16 protein-coding genes are annotated in these 18,249 nt (G+C 45.5%); 3 read left to right on the top strand and 13 right to left on the bottom strand.

The genetic code is table 11. The features are described 5' to 3' along the window. Window positions 1–37: 37 nt before the first annotated feature. From M313_RS0101825 to pcrB, 6 genes are all read right to left on the bottom strand, one after another. Window positions 38–700, bottom strand: a complete 663-nt coding sequence (locus M313_RS0101825; protein ID WP_010191846.1) for a DUF4397 domain-containing protein — start codon at window positions 698–700, stop codon at window positions 38–40. A 327-nt stretch (window positions 701–1,027) separates the two neighbouring features. Next, a complete protein-coding gene (gene pruA / locus M313_RS0101820) occupies window positions 1,028–2,572 on the bottom strand; it encodes an L-glutamate gamma-semialdehyde dehydrogenase (protein ID WP_010191845.1) in 1,545 nt (514 codons plus the stop codon). A gap of 162 nt (window positions 2,573–2,734) precedes the next feature. Next, window positions 2,735–3,886: a CamS family sex pheromone protein gene (locus tag M313_RS0101815; protein WP_010191843.1), complete on the bottom strand. Its 1,152-nt coding sequence runs from the start codon at window positions 3,884–3,886 to the stop codon at window positions 2,735–2,737. Between the two features lie 12 nt (window positions 3,887–3,898). Continuing rightward, window positions 3,899–5,905, bottom strand: a complete 2,007-nt coding sequence (ligA, locus tag M313_RS22395) for an NAD-dependent DNA ligase LigA (protein ID WP_010191842.1) — start codon at window positions 5,903–5,905, stop codon at window positions 3,899–3,901. Window positions 5,906–5,942: 37 nt separating this feature from the next. Beyond that, a complete protein-coding gene (pcrA, locus tag M313_RS0101800; RefSeq protein WP_010191839.1) occupies window positions 5,943–8,246 on the bottom strand; it encodes a DNA helicase PcrA in 2,304 nt (767 codons plus the stop codon). Window positions 8,247–8,486: 240 nt separating this feature from the next. After that, a complete protein-coding gene (gene pcrB / locus M313_RS0101795; protein ID WP_034774074.1) occupies window positions 8,487–9,170 on the bottom strand; it encodes a heptaprenylglyceryl phosphate synthase in 684 nt (227 codons plus the stop codon). A 278-nt stretch (window positions 9,171–9,448) separates the two neighbouring features. Between pcrB and M313_RS25680 the strand changes: the two genes are divergently transcribed. Then, window positions 9,449–9,610: a hypothetical protein gene (locus M313_RS25680; RefSeq protein ID WP_010191834.1), complete on the top strand. Its 162-nt coding sequence runs from the start codon at window positions 9,449–9,451 to the stop codon at window positions 9,608–9,610. 63 nt (window positions 9,611–9,673) lie between these two features. Here M313_RS25680 and M313_RS0101785 read toward each other — a convergent pair whose 3' ends face one another. Genes M313_RS0101785 through M313_RS0101775 form a run of 3 tightly spaced genes read right to left on the bottom strand, consistent with a single transcriptional unit; the run spans window position 9,674 to window position 12,856 of the window. Beyond that, entirely contained in the window at window positions 9,674–9,985 is a 312-nt protein-coding gene (locus M313_RS0101785; RefSeq protein WP_010191832.1) for a YerC/YecD family TrpR-related protein, read from the bottom strand. Between the two features lie 27 nt (window positions 9,986–10,012). Then, on the bottom strand, window positions 10,013–11,065 hold the full coding sequence (locus M313_RS0101780) for a DUF3048 domain-containing protein (protein WP_034774061.1): 1,053 nt from the start codon (window positions 11,063–11,065) through the stop codon (window positions 10,013–10,015). A 45-nt stretch (window positions 11,066–11,110) separates the two neighbouring features. Continuing rightward, window positions 11,111–12,856 (bottom strand): adenine deaminase C-terminal domain-containing protein, encoded by a 1,746-nt coding sequence (locus tag M313_RS0101775; RefSeq protein ID WP_010191828.1) that lies wholly within the window; start codon window positions 12,854–12,856, stop codon window positions 11,111–11,113. Between the two features lie 203 nt (window positions 12,857–13,059). Here M313_RS0101775 and M313_RS22390 point away from each other — a divergent pair, with 203 nt between their 5' ends. After that, window positions 13,060–13,374, top strand: coding sequence for a YgaP family membrane protein (locus M313_RS22390; protein ID WP_010191826.1), 315 nt, complete (start codon window positions 13,060–13,062; stop codon window positions 13,372–13,374). A gap of 98 nt (window positions 13,375–13,472) precedes the next feature. Continuing rightward, window positions 13,473–13,577: an EYxxD motif small membrane protein gene (locus tag M313_RS26735; protein ID WP_326929576.1), complete on the top strand. Its 105-nt coding sequence runs from the start codon at window positions 13,473–13,475 to the stop codon at window positions 13,575–13,577. On the opposite strand, the gene purD is transcribed toward M313_RS26735, so the two are convergent. The 4 genes from purD to purM form a co-directional block, all read right to left on the bottom strand. Then, on the bottom strand, window positions 13,552–14,823 hold the full coding sequence (gene purD, locus M313_RS0101765) for a phosphoribosylamine--glycine ligase (protein ID WP_010191824.1): 1,272 nt from the start codon (window positions 14,821–14,823) through the stop codon (window positions 13,552–13,554). The two genes, M313_RS26735 and purD, sit on opposite strands and share 26 nt — an antisense overlap. A 227-nt stretch (window positions 14,824–15,050) precedes the next feature. After that, window positions 15,051–16,580: a bifunctional phosphoribosylaminoimidazolecarboxamide formyltransferase/IMP cyclohydrolase gene (purH, locus tag M313_RS0101760; RefSeq protein WP_010191823.1), complete on the bottom strand. Its 1,530-nt coding sequence runs from the start codon at window positions 16,578–16,580 to the stop codon at window positions 15,051–15,053. Beyond that, a complete protein-coding gene (gene purN, locus M313_RS0101755) occupies window positions 16,577–17,167 on the bottom strand; it encodes a phosphoribosylglycinamide formyltransferase (RefSeq protein WP_010191821.1) in 591 nt (196 codons plus the stop codon). The genes purH and purN overlap by 4 nt, the downstream gene beginning before the upstream one ends. Then, on the bottom strand, window positions 17,164–18,204 hold the full coding sequence (gene purM, locus M313_RS0101750; protein WP_010191820.1) for a phosphoribosylformylglycinamidine cyclo-ligase: 1,041 nt from the start codon (window positions 18,202–18,204) through the stop codon (window positions 17,164–17,166). The genes purN and purM overlap by 4 nt, the downstream gene beginning before the upstream one ends. Window positions 18,205–18,249: the final 45 nt, after the last annotated feature.

Genomic DNA, 18,249 nt, shown 5'->3' with positions numbered 1-18,249 from the left:
AAAAGAGAACCCGTTCATTTGGACGGGTTCTCTTTTTTTACTTCTCGCTATCCACCAACACAATCACTTCTAATTTGTCAGCTGTATTTACTGCAAAAACACTGTACACTGTATCTTTTTCAAGCTTTGTTCCAGAAAGGTCTAGAACCTGTTTTCCTTCAGGTGTTCTGATTTCCAAGTCGTATGTTCCAGGCTCAAGTTCTTGATAAACGGAAATGTCTTTAAAAGAAAGTTCACTGAATACAGTGTCCCCTTTAATTACTCCTACATCCACCTGTGGAGCATCTGGAGAAAGATGACCAACGCGTGTGAACGCTTTTCCTTTAGGTGCTTTTCTAGTGTCTTCCACCGCAATCATTTCAAGGTTCGCAAGCTTATTAACAGCCGCTACCGTGTATGCTTTGCCACCTTCTACTTCAAGTTGCTGCGCAATAACAGGTTGATCTTTTTTCCCTGCAGGATAGATCTCCACTTTGTGAGGGCCTGCCGGAAGCATTAAGTAATCAGTAGCATCTTTAAACTTTGCACCTTCTACCGCCACGTTTCCATCCACATAGACGTCCACAGCCGGCGCGTCAGGGGATGCATGCAGGATACGAACTTGTGCATCTTGCTTGTTGTTTCCATTCGCCGCAGCCAAGTTGCTCATTCCGCCTAATACAAACAGCAACACAGCTAAAATACTAAGGAATTTCTTCATTTTATATCTCCTTTTCATTCTAGATTTGAACACATATGTTAGTATGAAATGTTCATGTGGAAAATATGTAAAAAAGTAGCAATAAAGTTTGGTAATTCCGCTGCTTTTGCTAAATATCAGTAAAGTATTAGAAGATCTAGACCGAATTTGTACCCAAACAATGCGAGTTGATGCCAAAATGGGTTGAGTTCGTGCCAAAGTGATGCGAATTCGTTCTAAAACAAGGCGAGTTCGTGCCATAGTGTTTTCTATGGACCGCCCATCCGCCCCCCACCAAAAAAAGAAGCTGACACCCAAACAGGTATCAGCTTCCTTCTTATATCATTATTACAAAGTTTCAGATGTTGTTTTTGCTTGTAAGTGAAGCAATAGGTAGTCAGGACCGCCCGCTTTGGAGTCCGTTCCAGACATGTTGAATCCGCCGAATGGTTGGTATCCAACGATTGCACCTGTGCATCCACGGTTGAAGTAAAGGTTACCCACGTGGAAGTCTTCACGAGCCTGCTCGATCTTTTCGCGGTTATTTGTGATGACCGCTCCAGTCAAGCCGTATTCTGTGTTGTTTGCAATCTCAAGCGCATGATTGTAGTCTTTTGCTTTTGCGAATGCTACAACCGGTCCGAAGATCTCTTCTTTCATCAGGCGAGCTTCTGGGTCCACGTCCGCAACGATTGTCGGCTGAACGAAGAATCCTTTGGAGTTGTCTCCTTCTCCACCTGCAAGGATGCGTCCTTCTTCTTTTCCGATTCCTACATATTTCATTACTTTATCAAATGCAGCTTGGTCGATAACAGGTCCCATGTAGTGGTTTTCTGTTGGGTCGCCAACTGTCAATTCTTTTGTCAGTTCAACTGCACGGTTCAATACTTGGTCATACACATCTTCCACGATTACCGCACGGGAGCACGCAGAACATTTTTGACCGGAGAAACCGAATGCAGATTTTACGATGGATTGTGCTGCTAACTCAAGGTCGCCCTCGCTGTCTACCACAATCGTATCTTTCCCACCCATTTCAGCGATTACACGCTTCAACCAGATTTGGCCAGGGTTCACTTTAGAAGCACGCTCATAGATTCGTAAACCTACGTCACGAGATCCTGTGAATGAGATGAAACGAGTGCGTGGGTGATCTACAAGGTAGTCCCCTACTTCAGCGCCGCTACCTGGTACAAAGTTAAGTACGCCAGCAGGAAGTCCAGCCTCTTCCATTACTTCTACAAACTTAGCTGCAACAACCGGAGTGGTAGATGCAGGCTTCAATAGTACTGTGTTACCTGTTACAATCGCCGCTACTGCAGTACCAGCCATGATTGCAAATGGGAAGTTCCAAGGAGAGATGATCACACCTACACCTAGTGGAATATAGTTATAACGGTTATATTCGCCAACGCGGCTCTCTAAAGGCATACCGTCTTTCAATTTCAGCATCTGACGCGCATAGTACTCAAGGAAATCAATTGCTTCCGCTGTATCCGCATCCGCTTCATTCCAAGGCTTCCCTGCTTCTTTTGTTAAAAGTGCAGAGAATTCGTGCTTACGACGGCGAATGATTGCTGCCGCACGGAACAAGATGTCTGCTCTTACTTCTGGCTTCACTTTACGCCACGTTTTAAACGTTTCGTCTGCAACTTGCATTGCTTTTTCAGCCAAGTCACGATCCGCCTTTGACACACGACCAACAACCTCTTCTTTATTTGCAGGGTTCACGGATACGATTTTATCTTCTGTCGTAACGCGCTCTCCACCAATAATTAAGTCGTAATCTTGTCCTAAATAAGAGTCCACTAGTTTCAAGCCTTCAAGATAAGCTTGCTTGTTTTCCTCATTAGTGAAATCAGTAAATGGTTCATGTTTGTAAGGTAATACCATTACATTCGCCCTCCTTTGCATTCTAAAGCGCTTGCATACAATTCTCATTCTACCTTATCATTACTAGTCTTTCAAATATTGTTTATATTCTAATAGGAAGAAAATAATGGAGGGTAAAATAAAAACCCACTATCCCATAAAGAATAGTAGGTTCTGGCAAAATTAATAGATATGAACAAATGGTTTTTCAGATCCGGCATCCCTTACAATCAACGCTTCCTCTCCGCTGATGGAAGAAATGGATACTTGTAGATTGATATAGTTCGGGAAGTGTTCCACCACCAGTCCCGTTACATACTGGGTGAAACCGATTAACTCGGCTTTTCCGTTAAACTCCATATTCACTTCAATCGAAAGCTGTTGAAGTTCACCATCACGGTAATAACCTTTTCCGATTACACCTGTATGGTTTGGAAAATAATCGTCAATATCCAGCTTGAAATTCTCAAAGCGAACGGCGTCATCACGATATAGTTCCGTGGTATCACTATTTGGGAAAAGGTGATATTCTTCGTTTACTTCTTCCCATTTACTAACAGTGTTGTTGCCTGTTGCCACATTCGCTTTTGCGATAAAACTTCCAGGGACAACGGCATTGGCTGGACTTTGTTTATACAATCCAATGATAATCGGAACATTCTCTAGCCCTTCCATGCCACGGACTCTTCTGATAACTTCTTCCGCTATTTTTTTCCCTTCAGCTTCCAGTTCGTCATCTGGAATCACATATTCCCTCGGATAGCCGCCTTCTTCGTCCGTCAAATTATAATAATGAACAGAGTTCAAGGCGATTCCAATGGAAACACCGCCAAGTTCCACCTGATCTTCACCCTTGCGGACAAGATAGTTTTGTTCTTGAATATGTGCAAGATAGATGGGACTTTTCTCATTCGTATCTTCCGTATCTACTCCGCGAATCAACGGAGGATTTAACCCAGGCTTTTCCTCATCTTCCGGATCTACCCTTCCCAACCAGCTTCTTATCGTGTCACGCTTTATATACTGCCCTTCCTGATACAAATAGCTGTCAGAAGGGAATACATCCTGGGCCATTCTCATCAGTCCGGTTTCCAATTCCTCCACATCGACCCGGCTGTTTAGGCGCGGGGCGATTTGGCCGCGGGTTTCCCCTGGCTTGTAAGGAAGGATTGTTTGATAATAGTCATCTGATATTTTATATCTAGGAACAATAGCTTGTTCCGTGTTTTCCTGCTGCGCTGGATCTTGTACCACTTCTTCCTGCTTCTCGAAGCCTGGCACACATCCGGTGGCAAAAAGAGAAACAACAAGGAGCAACGACAAAAACCTTTTCACTTCCAACACCTCTTATGATTGTATTTCCTTAAGCATTTGTGCTTCATTCCAAACTTCTATTCCAAGCTCCTGGGCCTTTGTAAGCTTTGAGCCGGCCTCTTCTCCAGCAATAACTAGGTGCGTGTTCTTGCTGACGCTTCCCGTCACTTTTCCGCCAAGCTGCTCAATGGCCGCCTTCGCGTCATTTCGTGACATCTCTTCCAGCTTCCCTGTTAGGACGATTGTTTTTCCTGCAAAATAAGAATCAACGTCTTCCGCGCTTACAGGTTTTGGTCCTTTATAGGCCATGTTGACACCAAGTTCTTTCAGCTCTGCAAGTAGTTCTTCCACTTCCGGCTGTTCAAAATAGGTCACGATGGAGTCTGCCATCTTGTCGCCGATCTCGTGAATCGCCGTCAGCTCTTCTTTCGTCAATCTTGCAAGTTGGTCCATATGATCAAACTCTTGCGCTAATGTCTTCGCTGCTTTTGCTCCTACAAGACGAATCCCAAGGCCAAACAGAAGGCGCTCCAACGAGTTGTCCTTCGTTTTTTCAATAGCAGAAATCAAGTTATCCGCAGACTTCTCGCCCATCCGCTCCAGCTCCAGAAGCTGTTCTTTTGTTAATTTATAAAGGTCTGCCACGTCTTCAATCAGATTCTCACGGAAAAGTTGGGCAATTACCTTTTCGCCAAGACCATCAATGTTCATAGCGTTACGGGATACAAAGTGAATCAATCCCTCCCGAATTTGTGCCGGACATTTCGGGTTGATGCAGCGCAAGGCCACTTCCCCTTCAATGCGGACAAGCTCGCTCTCACATTCCGGGCAGTGTGTCGGCATGGTAAAATCACGCTCTTCACCAGTTCGCTGATCTACAAGTACATTCACCACTTCAGGAATGATATCTCCGGCTTTTTTAACGATAACAGTATCTCCAAGCTTGATGTCCTTTTCACGGATGAGGTCTTCATTATGTAAGGACGCGCGTTGGACCGTTGTGCCTGCCACACGCACAGGTTCAAGGATAGCCGTTGGCGTCACCACTCCTGTTCGGCCGATATTCAGCTCGATATCAAGAAGCTTAGTGGTCACTTCTTCTGCCGGGAATTTGTAAGCAATGGCCCATCTTGGACTTTTTGCCGTAAAACCAAGCTGTTCTTGATGCTCAGTGTTATCCACTTTAATAACGATACCGTCTATATCATACGACAGATCCGGGCGTTTTGTGTGCCAAGCTGTGACATATTCCAAAACTTCTTCGATGGATGTGCACACTTTTCTTTCTGTATTTGTTTTAAAGCCGAGCTTATCCAGGTAATCTAACGCCTCACTGTGCGAATCCACACCTGCTTCTCCTGCATCCGCAAGACTGTATACGTACACGGACAAGTTACGGGATGCAGCAATCTTTGGATCAAGCTGACGAAGGGAACCTGCCGCCGCATTACGAGGGTTGGCAAACGGCTCTTCTTCGCGCTCCATTTTTGCCGCGTTTAGCTTTTCAAAAGAGTTCTTCGGCATGTACGCTTCCCCACGAACCTCCATCGTTACCGGTTCTTTTAAACGCAATGGAATAGATTTGATTGTTTTAAGGTTCATAGTGATGTCTTCACCTGTTGTTCCATCCCCACGAGTGGCACCAAGGACGAACAACCCGTCCTCATAGCGCAACGAAACGGCAAGGCCGTCAATTTTCAGCTCGCACACATATGTCACATCGTCGCCTACAGCCTGTTTCACTCGGCGGTCAAAATCACGCAAGTCGTCTTCGTTGAAGGCATTGCCAAGGCTGAGCATCGGCGTACGGTGCTCAACCTTGTTGAACATCTCAAGAATATTCCCTCCCACACGCTGAGTGGGAGAGTCCTCTGTTTGCAGTTCTGGATGCTCCTTTTCAAGCGTTAATAGCTCTTGTAAAAGAGAGTCGTATTCGGCATCTGAAACGGACGGTTTGTCCAGCACATGATATTCATAATTATATTGGTTCAGCACATCATGCAGCTCGCGAACCCGTTTTTCAGCTTGTTCTCTTTCCATGCAATGTCGTCCTTTCTTATTTGGCGGTTGTCATCTATTATTGAACCTTCGTCACAGGGGCAAATTTGGCCAAAAGGCGTTTGATGCCTGTTGGGCTTGGGAAGGCAATGTCCAGCTCTTTGCCGTCTCCGTCACCTTTTACGCTGACAACGGTACCGACTCCCCATTTTTTATGTTCCGCTTTGTCTCCTACCATCCAGTCCAAGCTTTCTCCACCCGTTGCAGTAAGGCCTCGGGATGGGGCTGTGGTACGGCGTGCCGTTTGGGAAGCAGGACTTGCCGCCCTTGCTCTTCCAGTAGATGAACTACCTCCAAATGTGGACGCAGAACCGCCTCCAAAACTTGACCCGCGGCCACCAAATGGTGTTGGGCGGGATGCAGCTTCTTTATTCTCTTCGCTTTCTAGTAGTTCTTCTGGTATTTCTTTGATAAAACGGGAAGGAGGATTGATGTTTGTACGACCAAATAACGTACGCATCTGGGCGTTCGTGATGAACAGCTGCTCTTCGGCACGTGTGATTCCAACATACGCAAGGCGGCGTTCCTCTTCCATTTCTGCTTCTTCAAACAGCGAACGGCTGTGAGGGAATACCCCTTCCTCCATTCCGATCAAGAATACAACCGGGAACTCAAGTCCTTTGGCAGCATGGAGAGTCATTAAAATAACGCCTTCCTGCTGAGCTGGATCTTCCTCGTCCAATTTATCAATATCTGCAACAAGCGCCAGGTCTGTAAGGAATGCAACCAAGCTCTTGTCATCATATTTTTCTTCAAAATTCTTCGTAACAGACAAGAACTCATCGATGTTTTCCAGTCTGCTTTGGGATTCAATCGTTTTGTCGGCTTTCAGCATTTCACGATAGCCTGACTTTTCAAGAACCTCTTCCACTAGTTCCGTCACAGAGATGTACTCTTGCATCTGCACATACCCTTCAATTAGCGAACGGAATTCTTTCAATTGTGACGTAGCACGGCCGCTGACGCCGATCAGGTCCACCTCAGCAAGTGCCGTGTAGATAGAGATATCATGCTGAGTAGCGTAATTGGCAATCTTATCAACGGTTGTTGCTCCGATACCGCGTTTTGGTACGTTAACGATACGCTGCAGGCTGATGTCATCGTCCGGATTGGCAATCAAACGAAGATATGCCAGGATGTCCTTGATTTCTTTTCTGTCGTAGAACTTGGTCCCACCGACGATTGTGTAATTGATGTTGGACATGAGGAGCATTTCCTCCATCACACGGGACTGGGCGTTTGTACGATATAAAATCGCAAAGTCACCAAGCGTGCGTGATGGATTTTGCCTCATGAGTTCACGCATTTTCCCAACCACAAACTGTGCTTCCGATTTCTCGGAGTCCGCTTGGTAATGAATGATTTTTTGCCCTTCATCGTTTTCCGTCCAAAGGTTCTTCTTTTTACGGCCTATGTTATTATCTATCACTCTGTTTGCCGCTTCTAGAATACGTTTTGTAGAACGGTAATTTTGCTCAAGCAACACGACTTCCGCGTTCGGATAGTCTTTCTCAAAAGATAGAATATTGGCGATATCCGCCCCGCGCCAGCGATAGATGGACTGATCAGAATCCCCTACTACACAAAGGTTCTTCAGGCGGTCCGCCAAAAGGTTAACCAATGTGTACTGCGCTCTATTCGTATCCTGATACTCATCCACGTGGATGTATTGAAACTTTCGTTGATAGTACTCGAGCACTTCTGGAACACGCTTAAAAAGGTGAATGGTCGTCATGATCAGATCATCAAAATCAAGTGCCTGGTTCTTTTTCAGCCTCTTTTGGTAGTCTGTGTAGATCTCCGCTACCTGCTGTTCATAAGGACCAAGCGGTTGTTTTGCGTATTGCTCTGGATTCATCAGTTCATTTTTGGCAGAGCTAATGGTACCTAGAATCGTTCTTGGTTCGAACTTTTTCGGATCGATATTGCGGTCTTTTAAAATATTCTTGATGACTGACAGCTGATCGGTCGTATCAAGAATGGTAAAATTGCGGTTCATTCCGATGCGGTCAATGTCGCGGCGCAGGATTCGCACACACATGGAGTGGAATGTGGAGATCCAGATGTCTTCTGCAGCAGGTCCGAGTAGTTTTTCCACACGCTCTTTCATTTCACGGGCCGCTTTATTTGTAAAAGTGATCGCAAGGATATTCCATGGCGCGACTTGTTTTTCGGCCATCAGGTAGGCGATTCGATGCGTAAGCACCTTCGTTTTTCCACTTCCCGCTCCGGCCATGATGAGTAAGGGTCCGTCCGTTTTTTTCACTGCTTCTTTTTGCATAGGGTTCAGTCCCTCAAGAAGCCTTTGACTTAAATATTGCATATTTTTTCACCGTCCCAACAAACATATGTTCTTATTTTCTATCATACTAAATTGGCTTGTTAAATACTATTAATTTTAGAATCTTTGTGTACAACCGCTGTTGATTTCCGCACTGGGCTTCGCTTTCCTAGGGGCGGTGCTTGAGCCTCCTCGGCTACGGCCTGCGGGGTCTCAACCTACCGCTATCTCCCTTAGGAGTCTTCGCCCTGGGCTCCAATCAACAGCTAAAATATCTGGAAACTAATTTTTCACAGCGTCTACTGTTTTGAGTGCTTCTTTTAGATTTTCATATACTGCGTTTCCTACTACGACGGTATCGGCGTGGGCTGCCATTTCTTTGGCGCGCTCTGCTGTGGAGATGCCGCCTCCGTAGAACAGTTGCGTTTTTTCTAAGGTTTGTTTGGCCGCCTGGACTATTTCCACGTCCCCGTACGTTCCACTATATTCTAAGTAAAAGATAGGCAGATTAAACATTTTCTCCGCCAATCTTGCATAAGCGATGACATCTTCTTTGTCGAGGTCTGTTTTTGCTTCTGTCAACTTGGCAGCCTTGCAGTCAGCATTAAGGATGCAGTACCCTTCTGCCACAATCTCCTCCCAGTTCATGATATCTCCGTACTCTTTTAGCGCTTCTATGTGAAGGTCTGTGACCCATTCTGTCTTTCTGCTGTTCAAGACACTTGGGATAAAATAAAAATCAAATCCCGGTGTGACCGATTCGATGGTGGAAACCTCCAATGCACATGGCAAGGAATATCTGCGCACCCTGCTCATCAAGCTCAGCACATTGTCCAATGTGACCCCGTCCGTCCCTCCGACTAGAATAGCATCTGTACCCGATTCGCACACAAGCTCTAAATCTTCGTCCGATATCTCTTTATTAGGATCCAATTTAAAAACGTGCTTCCACTCACGTATTTCCATTAACACTGCAAACGTCCCCCATTCTAATTTTCCATTCCCCTATTATAGCAAAATCCCAGCTAATACGAAAAACAGAAACGGAGAATGTCGACTGGAAGTTACGACCTTTTTCCGATAGACCAAAAGTTATATTTTGCATGCAGCCTGTTATTCCTTTTGTATTTCGGGTAATTAGATAACTAACATCTTTAGTAATGCTTAGGAAAATAGTTGTCTTTTGATAGATGGATGCATATCGCAATCGTTTCAAAATATGATGTGATAAGGAGGTGTCCAACATGCCTATGTGGGTATGGTTTGTTATTGGCTTCGCTATTCTCTTGGCGTTCGGTGCTCTTGTGGATTACTTCGGAAAAAGAAGAAGGAGAACGGCTGACCCTTCAGCATCAACTAAAACAGTCGACCAAGTAAAATCAAACCAGGAGACGTTTTATCGGTGATGCACTATAATCTTTCACGAAAAAAGGTGGCCCACTGCACTTCCAGCGGGCCACCTTTTCACTTTACACTTCTTCTGTTTTCTTTTCTTCTGCAATACGCTCAAGCGCCATCTCATATGCGTCGTTACCGTAGTTCAAGCAACGCTTCACACGGGAGATCGTCGCAGTGCTTGCACCAGTTTCCGTCTCGATTTTATGATACGTGAAACCATCTCTCAGCATTCTTGCCACCTCTAGGCGCTGTGCCAAAGATTGGATTTCATTGATGGTACAGAGGTCATCGAAAAATCGATAGCACTCTTCCATATCTTTTAAAGAAAGAATAGATTCAAAAAGTTGATCCAATTCTTTTCCACGTAGTTTATTGATTTGCATGATTGATATCTCCTTTGCTAATTAAGACTAGTAAATGACTTTTTCTAAATCTGGGATAATTTGAATCCACGTTTTACCCGGGACAAGTGGGACCTGTTCGCCATTTTTGTAGGGAAGGATCTTGCCGTCCACCGATTTCCATTCGACATCGAAACGCTCTCCATGTTGGATGAGCACACCGTTGCCGCCTGAGGTTATATCGATTTCTCTTCTTCCTTGTTTATCGACCACAAGATGAGACGTTTCTACTAAGAAAACATTATGAGCCACAATCTCTTCCTCTGTTTCAAGGTCCGTGTGCTTCACGCCGCCGCTATAGCGGACATAGGCTTTTCGTTCAGCGTCGTATCTATATTCAACATGTGTTGCCTGTCTGGATGAGTATTCGATTTTCACTTGTTCTAAAGCGGTACCTTCATAAGGATTGATCTGTCCTTTTTTCAAAAAGGTGAAAGGTTGGACTTCCGCTTGTGTTTCATAGTTTAGCTGTTCTGCGCCTTTTTGGATATTTTCTGAGCTGATGTAGGAATTATGCGGCGCCTTTCGGAAACTCGCCCGTTTGAAAAGCGTTCCATCATAAGTCAGGCCGTTTATTCCATCTACTTCTCCAGCTTGAATTTTCTCTTTGGCACCAGGACTCCAGCCATGAAACACATACAAAGCGTCATAGGCTTTTGCCAAGTCTACAAAATAGGCTCTTGAACTTCGGACAGGGCCGACAGTTTCTGGCATTTCACTGTGAAAAATGGCAAGGAGCCTTGTAATATCTCCTTCTGCCAGCACTTCATACACTACATCTGCTTTATGCAAACCAGACTGTGGCCTTGCTTTAATATCATTATTCACCATCACCGCAACCGGACGGGCATCTACTTTCTCCTCCACCATTTCTCCAGTGAACGGTGCTTGCTCCATCGGTTCGGAAACCTCTGTCGCCACCTGCTCTTCCTCTTCTATCGCTACTTCCGTGGTCTCTTCACTCTGCTCTTGACTAAAATCAACGTTTTTTTCGTTATTGGATTGACAGCCTGCCAACATAAGCATAAGGCTTGCCAACAACAACATCTTATTACTACTCATCCTAACATAAACACAACCTTTAGTAATTTTACATACTTTTATATTTTAACGCATTATTGACGGAAAGAGTACCGTTTTATTCATCACATCGTATATTCCTCTAGGTGTTATTCTAATATAAGGAAGATGTGTGGATGATAAAAATAACAATGTATAGATCGGATCGTTAAAGGTGTAGCCTCTTTCAAACAGCTGATTTCGCAGCTCTGTTTCCTGCTTCATCAACTCCTCCATGCTACAATCAGACAGTCCCCCTGCAAGCGGTAATGGGATGTCGCAAATGACTTCTCCATCTTCCACCAGCACCATTCCTCCGCCTAAGTCTTTCATATGTTGAAAAGCTTTCATCATGGCGCTCTTGTCTTTTCCGATCAGCACGATATCCCCTGTATTGGAATAGGAGCTCGCAAATCCTTGAACATGTGTGCCGAACCCTTTAAGAATCGTGTTCACACGCCATTTCCCTTTCCGGTCGATCAGCATGAGATACGACTGATCATGGGATGTGGACAGGCTGTCACCTGAAACATCCACTGAGATAGTATATGGCTTGATAATCACTTCGTTAACCATTTCCATCCCAAGTGCCATCGAAAATTGCAGGTCATCCATGCTTAAATCCCAATTAAGTTTCATTGGCTCTAAGCCAAGCGAAGACCAATTCTGGGCAGGAAAAGCTTCTTTGACCGGCTCGTTGTCCCTTGTCACCCACATCCCTTTTGACAGCACGGAAACCGGGGTCGGCTCTTCTTTTGCCTTCAAGAAGTTGATGTTTGCTATCCGGCCAGGATCAATGCTTCCATGCAATTTATCCATCGAAAAATGTCTGGCTGCATTATAAGAAGCCATTCGGTATGCTTCTATTGCCGGCACCCCTTTGTCTAAAGCAATCGCAATGGTTCGGTCTATGACACCGCTTTCATAAAAGCTCGGTGTAGAGCCGTCTGTATTGAAAAAAGTCTGGTCATAATAATGTGCATCTGAAGCTTCAAGCTCTTCTAAAATTAACGGAAGATCCGGCCTGATGGATGAATAGCGCAAGGAAACGTGATAGCCTTGTGAGATTCGTTTGAGAACATCCGCTCCATTCATCGCCTCATGGTCACTGTGAATGCCAAGCAACTGCATTTTAGTCAGCGTCTTTTCAGAAGCACCCGGAAAATGCCCTTCCACTGGCTTTTTGCGTGCATTCGCTTCTTGCACCCAATGCAAGATCAAGTCGTCCCCCGCCATTAATTTCGGCCAGCATGTCAATTCTCCGCCCTGCATAACAAGGGGATGATTCAGCCAACTTTTCATATTAGGCGTCGAGAAAATATCATCCTCATTTTTAATCTCCGTCTGCGCATCAAATCGGCACCACCAATACATCGTCGCAGCAGACTTGTTCATCTCTTCTATAAAAGAAAACGCTTTCTTTTTTGTCATCTGCAAAGTAAGCATCAAATTGTCATTGACGAAGGTGGTTGTTCCTAATTTAGATGCATATTGCGCAAAGGACAGGGGATTATAAAGTTGAAACGGATGAACATGCGGCTCGATATATCCTGGTACCAGGAATTTCGATGTACAATCTACCATTTCCGTGTTCACTGTGTTCGCCGGCAGCTCGTCCCCTACATAGACAATTCGATCTTCATGGATCCAAATGTTGGCGGTCATCCACGCTTTTAATTGGACATTTAAGTATGTTGCATTTGTTAAGACTAAGGTCGGTGCCTGTTTTCCATCAATCACGGAAACCTGTTCTCTAATTTTTTTGTTTTTCCATCTATATGCTTGTTCATGCATGATTTATCACCCACTCTTTGTGAGATTGTATCTTTGTCACATTTGTATGATTTTTCTAGTGAATATTATTTTGATATAACCTCTTTTTACCATGTTACCACAACAGAGTCTTACATGCATTATCGTTATTGATAATTATGTGAAAATTTATTCAATTTAACGCTTTAACTGAAGAAAACATTAATAAATTTGGAGGGATTAAGATGAAAGTAAGACCAAATATCAGCATCATCAATGCGATGATTCGCATCTCAGCAGGATTTGCTACATTAGCGTGGATTACAAGCAAAATGGTTCGACGTCCACACCGCGACTCCTACAAACTTGTTGCCCTGCTTGCCGGAATGAAAATCGCGGAAGGTATCCTGCGCTACTGCCCGATGACCGCAGGCTTCGAACGCTTCCAAGAATACCGCAACGACCACAACAGCGAAAACAACCACTACAACTTCGACTTCGACGACTTCGAAGCCAAAGCAAACGGCGACGGCGGAGCCGATTCTTATAATCCTTCTTAAGGATGAAAAAGGGTTAAAAAGAAAAAAAACACCTTTGGGGGTCAGACCCCCAAAGGGTTTTCGTCACTCACGTCGAACAATATAAGGAGGTATGAAAAATGCTTGAGTATTTAACGGATATGTCGTTTGTGTTAGCGACGATTATTGGTGGTATTGTGGCTATTTTGTATGTGTTTGTTAAGAAGAAACGCCGGACGCAATAGCTTTGTGTGCGATGTCTTTGCGATAGAATAGATTATCGCATTTTACTTTGCGCAACTCTTCGTACACTTTTTTCTGCGCTTCCTCTAAGCTGTCGCTTTGCGCTGCGACCAACAGCACGCGGCCGCCATTTGTTACAAGTTTTCCAGCCTTCGCTTCTGTCCCGGCATGAAACACCAAACCTTCACCAACTTGGTCAGCGCCTTCAATAACCGCACCATTTTCATATGCTTCTGGATAGCCTTTGGATGCCATTACTACACCAACCACAGATTGATCTGACCACTTAAGCTCCAACTCGTCATCTCCGCGCAATACCCCTGTCAGCACTTCCGCCAAATCTGATTCCAGTCTTGGCAACACCACTTGTGTTTCTGGATCTCCAAAGCGCGCATTGAACTCAATTACCTTTGGACCTTTCTTTGTCAAAATCAACCCTGCATATAAAATACCAACGAATGGACGTCCTTCGTCCACCATTGCTTTAGCTGTTGGAAGCAACACCGTTTCCAACGCCTCTTCTACAACAGAGCTTGGGATTTGCGGCACCGGCGAGTACGCCCCCATGCCACCTGTGTTAGGTCCCTTGTCCCCGTCAAACGCACGTTTATGATCTTGCGCAATGACCATCGGATACACTTTCTCACCGTTCACAAATGCCATAAAAGAGAATTCTTCTCCTTCAAGGAACTCTTCGATTACAAGCTTAGAGGATGCTTCTCCAAATTTGGATTCTGCCATCATTTCATGCACTGCTTCAAGCGCTTCTTCATCTGTCATGGCTACCACTACGCCTTTGCCAGCCGCCAATCCGTCAGCCTTCAGTACAATTGGTGCACCTTTGCCTTCAATATATGTTCTAGCTTCCTCGTAATCTGTGAACGTTTCATAGCCAGCTGTCGGGATCCCGTATTTTTTCATGAGATCTTTGGCAAAACCTTTGCTTCCTTCTATGAGAGCTGCCGCCTTGGTTGGGCCGAATACTTGAAGTCCCGCGGCTTGGAACGCGTCGACAATTCCGTTTAGCAGAGGTACTTCCGGGCCTACCATGGTAAGGTCTATTACGTTTTCTTTTGCAAAATGAATTAAGGAGTTTGTGTCGGATTCTTGGATGGGTACAAGCTTTCCGACTGTTTCCATGCCGGCGTTTCCTGGTGCGATGAAGACTTCTGTTACGGATGGGCTTTGTGCGAATTTCCATGCGATGGCGTGTTCGCGGCCACCTTTTCCGATTACGAGTACTTTCATGGTTTTTCCTCCTGACGTGTTGAGGGATCTATATTTTCGTTAACTCCCTGTTTCCTTCCGTTCCAGGTGTTCGCTTATCCAGAGGGCGGTGCTTGAGCCTCCTCGCTGCGCTGTGGGGTCTCAAGTCTACCGCTACCTACCGCCGGAGTCTCACACCTTGCACTTCAGTCAACAGGGGAAAGCTGGGTAATCACTGGCGAGTCTCAAATTCCTAATGACAATTTATCTTAATGCTTAAAATGTCTCATTCCGGTAAATACCATGGTGATGCCGTATTCGTCGGCTTTTTTGATGGAGTCTTCGTCTTTGATGGAGCCGCCTGGTTGGATGATGGCTGTTACGCCGGCTTTTGCGGCTGCTTCGACTGTGTCGTTCATTGGGAAGAATGCGTCAGATCCCAGTGCGGAGCCGACCGCTTTTTCGCCAGCCTGCTCGATGGCAATTTTCGCTGCTCCAACGCGGTTCATCTGCCCTGCACCGACTCCGACAGTCTGCCCTTCTTTTGCAAGAACGATGGCGTTAGACTTCACATGCTTCACAACTTTCCATGCAAGCTTCAGGTCTGCCCACTCTTGTTCTGTAGGCTCCCGCTTTGTTGGAATAGTAACCGTCGCGTCTTTCAAGCCGAACTGATCTTCATCTTGCACCAACAGACCACCGCGAACGGATACCATACGGGACTGCATCACACCTGCACCATTCATATCAACCAATAACAGTCTGATATTCTTTTTTTGCTTCAATACAGCCAATGCATCCTCACTGAAGGACGGCGCAATAACAATTTCTAAAAACAACTCATGTAAAAGTTCTGCCGTTTCCTTATCCACTTCTGTGTTGAAAGCGATGATGCCGCCAAATATTGATACAGGGTCCGCTTCATATGCACGGCGGTACGCTTCCACCGTTGTAGCACCAGTTCCCACACCGCAAGGGTTCATATGTTTGACTGCAACCACTGCAGGGTCTTTGAATTCTTTTACGATCTGCAATGCTGCATCTGCATCATTGATATTGTTATAGGATAATTCTTTTCCGTGAATCTGTTCGGCTGATGCGATCGAGAATTCAGACGCTAGTGGCGCTTGGTAGAATGCCGCTTTTTGGTGCGGATTCTCCCCGTAACGCAAGTCTTGTTTTTTCTCGAACGTCACAGTCAATGACTCCGGATGTTTCTCTTCCACGGCTTCAGTCAAGTAGTTGGAAATCATCGCGTCATAGGCTGCTGTATGGCGGAATACTTTTGCTGCAAGGCGACGTCGTGTTGCCACCTCCACTTTTCCGCTTTCTTTTAGCTCAGCAATCACGCCTTCGTAATCGGAAGGATCCACTAATACCGCAACATCCTTATGATTTTTTGCCGCAGCACGAAGCATGGTCGGGCCGCCGATATCGATGTTTTCAATCGCATCTTCAAACGTGGAATCCGCTTTAGAGATTGTCTCTTTAAACGGGTAAAGGTTGACCACAACCAAGTCGATCGGGGTAATTCCGTGCTCCTCAAGCTGCGCTTGGTGACTTTCGTTGTCACGCATTGCCAATAATCCACCATGGATCATCGGGTGCAATGTTTTCACGCGGCCATCAAGAATTTCAGGGAAACCTGTCACTTCCGAGATGCCGATTACTTTCACACCATTTTCCTGCAAAGCTTTTTTGGTCCCGCCAGTAGAGATAACCTCCACCCCTAGGTCTACTAATTGTTGTACAAATGGGACGATGCCCTCTTTATTGGAAACACTCACTAATGCTCTCATCGTATCGCTGCCTCTCCTTTGACTGAAAAAAGTTGTTGTAAGGTTTTTGGGTAAAAGGAATGTTCTACCTCATGTATTTTTTTTTCTAAACTTTCACGTGTGTCATCAATTCCAATTTCAATTGCCTGTTGCGCAATGATAGGACCGGTGTCCATGCCTTCATCGACAAAATGAATGGTCACTCCTGTTAGTTTAACACCATATTCGAGCGCTTGACCAACTGCATCAAGGCCTGGGAACGCCGGTAAAATCGAAGGATGGATGTTGACGATCCGCCCTTTATAAGCGTTAAGAAGTGTCGGGCCGATCAGACGCATATACCCTGCCAGGACAATAAAATCCACTTCATACCGCGCCAACTCGCGAAGGATGTGACCTTCAAATTCTTCTTTAGTTTGATAGCTTTTCGGTGCAAATGCAAAATAGGGAATGTCCGCTGCTGTCGCACGTTCCACGACATAAGCTCCAGGCTTGTCACACACAAGCAAGGCTGGTGTAGCATCGAGCAAGCCGTTTCGGCACGCATCCGTGATCGCCTGAAAATTGGAGCCGCTTCCTGATGCGAAAATGGCGATTCTCGTTGTCATCGGATTTCTCCTCCGCCAAACGTGATGCCCTCGCCCTCTTTTACACGGCCAATCAAGTATGCCTTCTCCCCGTTTGCTTCAAGGATACGGACCACTTCCGGTAAAATTTCTTCGTTAATCGCAAGCACCATGCCAATTCCCATGTTGAAAATATTAAACATTTCCTTCCGATCAAGCTCGCCAACCTCTTGTAAAAGATCAAAAATCGGCGGAATCGGCCATGTTCCATAATCCACTTCTGCTTGCAGCCCTTGTGGAAGCATGCGCGGGATATTCTCAATAAATCCGCCGCCCGTAATATGAGCCATTCCGTTGATGTCGTATTTTTTCAGAACTTCAAGAATTGGCTTCACATAGATTTTCGTAGGAGTGAGCAGCTCTTCACCGAGAGTTCCGCCCAAACCATCGTACTTTTTATGAAGATCCAGCTGTCCTTTTTCAAACACAATTTTACGGACTAACGAGTACCCATTGCTGTGGATGCCACTTGAACTCAGTCCGATCAGCAAGTTATCAGGCTCTATTTTAGAACCGTTAATTAGTCGCTCCTTCTCTACCACGCCAACCGTAAATCCAGCCAAATCATATTCCGTGTCGTCATACATTCCAGGCATTTCCGCCGTTTCGCCGCCAACTAATGCGCATCCCGCTTGCTCGCAACCGTCTGCGATTCCTTTTACGATGGCCTCGATTCGTTCTGGCACCGCTTTTCCGCAGGCAATATAGTCCAGAAAATAAAGCGGCTCTGCGCCTTGCACGACCACATCGTTCACACACATCGCAACTGCATCCACCCCAATGGTGTCATGTTTGTCGAGCTGGAAAGCAAGCATCAGTTTCGTCCCGACTCCATCTGTACCGGAAACGAGCACCGGATTTTTCACATTTACCGCCGACAAGTCAAACAGGCCACCAAATCCGCCTAGTCCACCCATCACCTCTGGCCTCATCGTTCTAGCCACATGCTTTTTCATACGCGTTACCGCTTCATAGCCCGCTTCTATATCTACACCTGCTTGCTTGTATGCATTTGCCATATGTGTTGTATCTCCCTTCCAATGGAAAAGCGACGAATCTTAAGA

Origin of the sequence: Bacillus sp. m3-13 (assembly GCF_000175075.1) — a bacterium.
In the GTDB taxonomy this organism is placed as follows: Bacteria; Bacillota; Bacilli; order Bacillales; family Bacillaceae_I; genus Sutcliffiella_A; species Sutcliffiella_A horikoshii_C.
The sequence above is the reverse complement of the archived record's forward strand: the minus strand, read 5'-3'. Positions and strand labels throughout refer to the sequence as shown.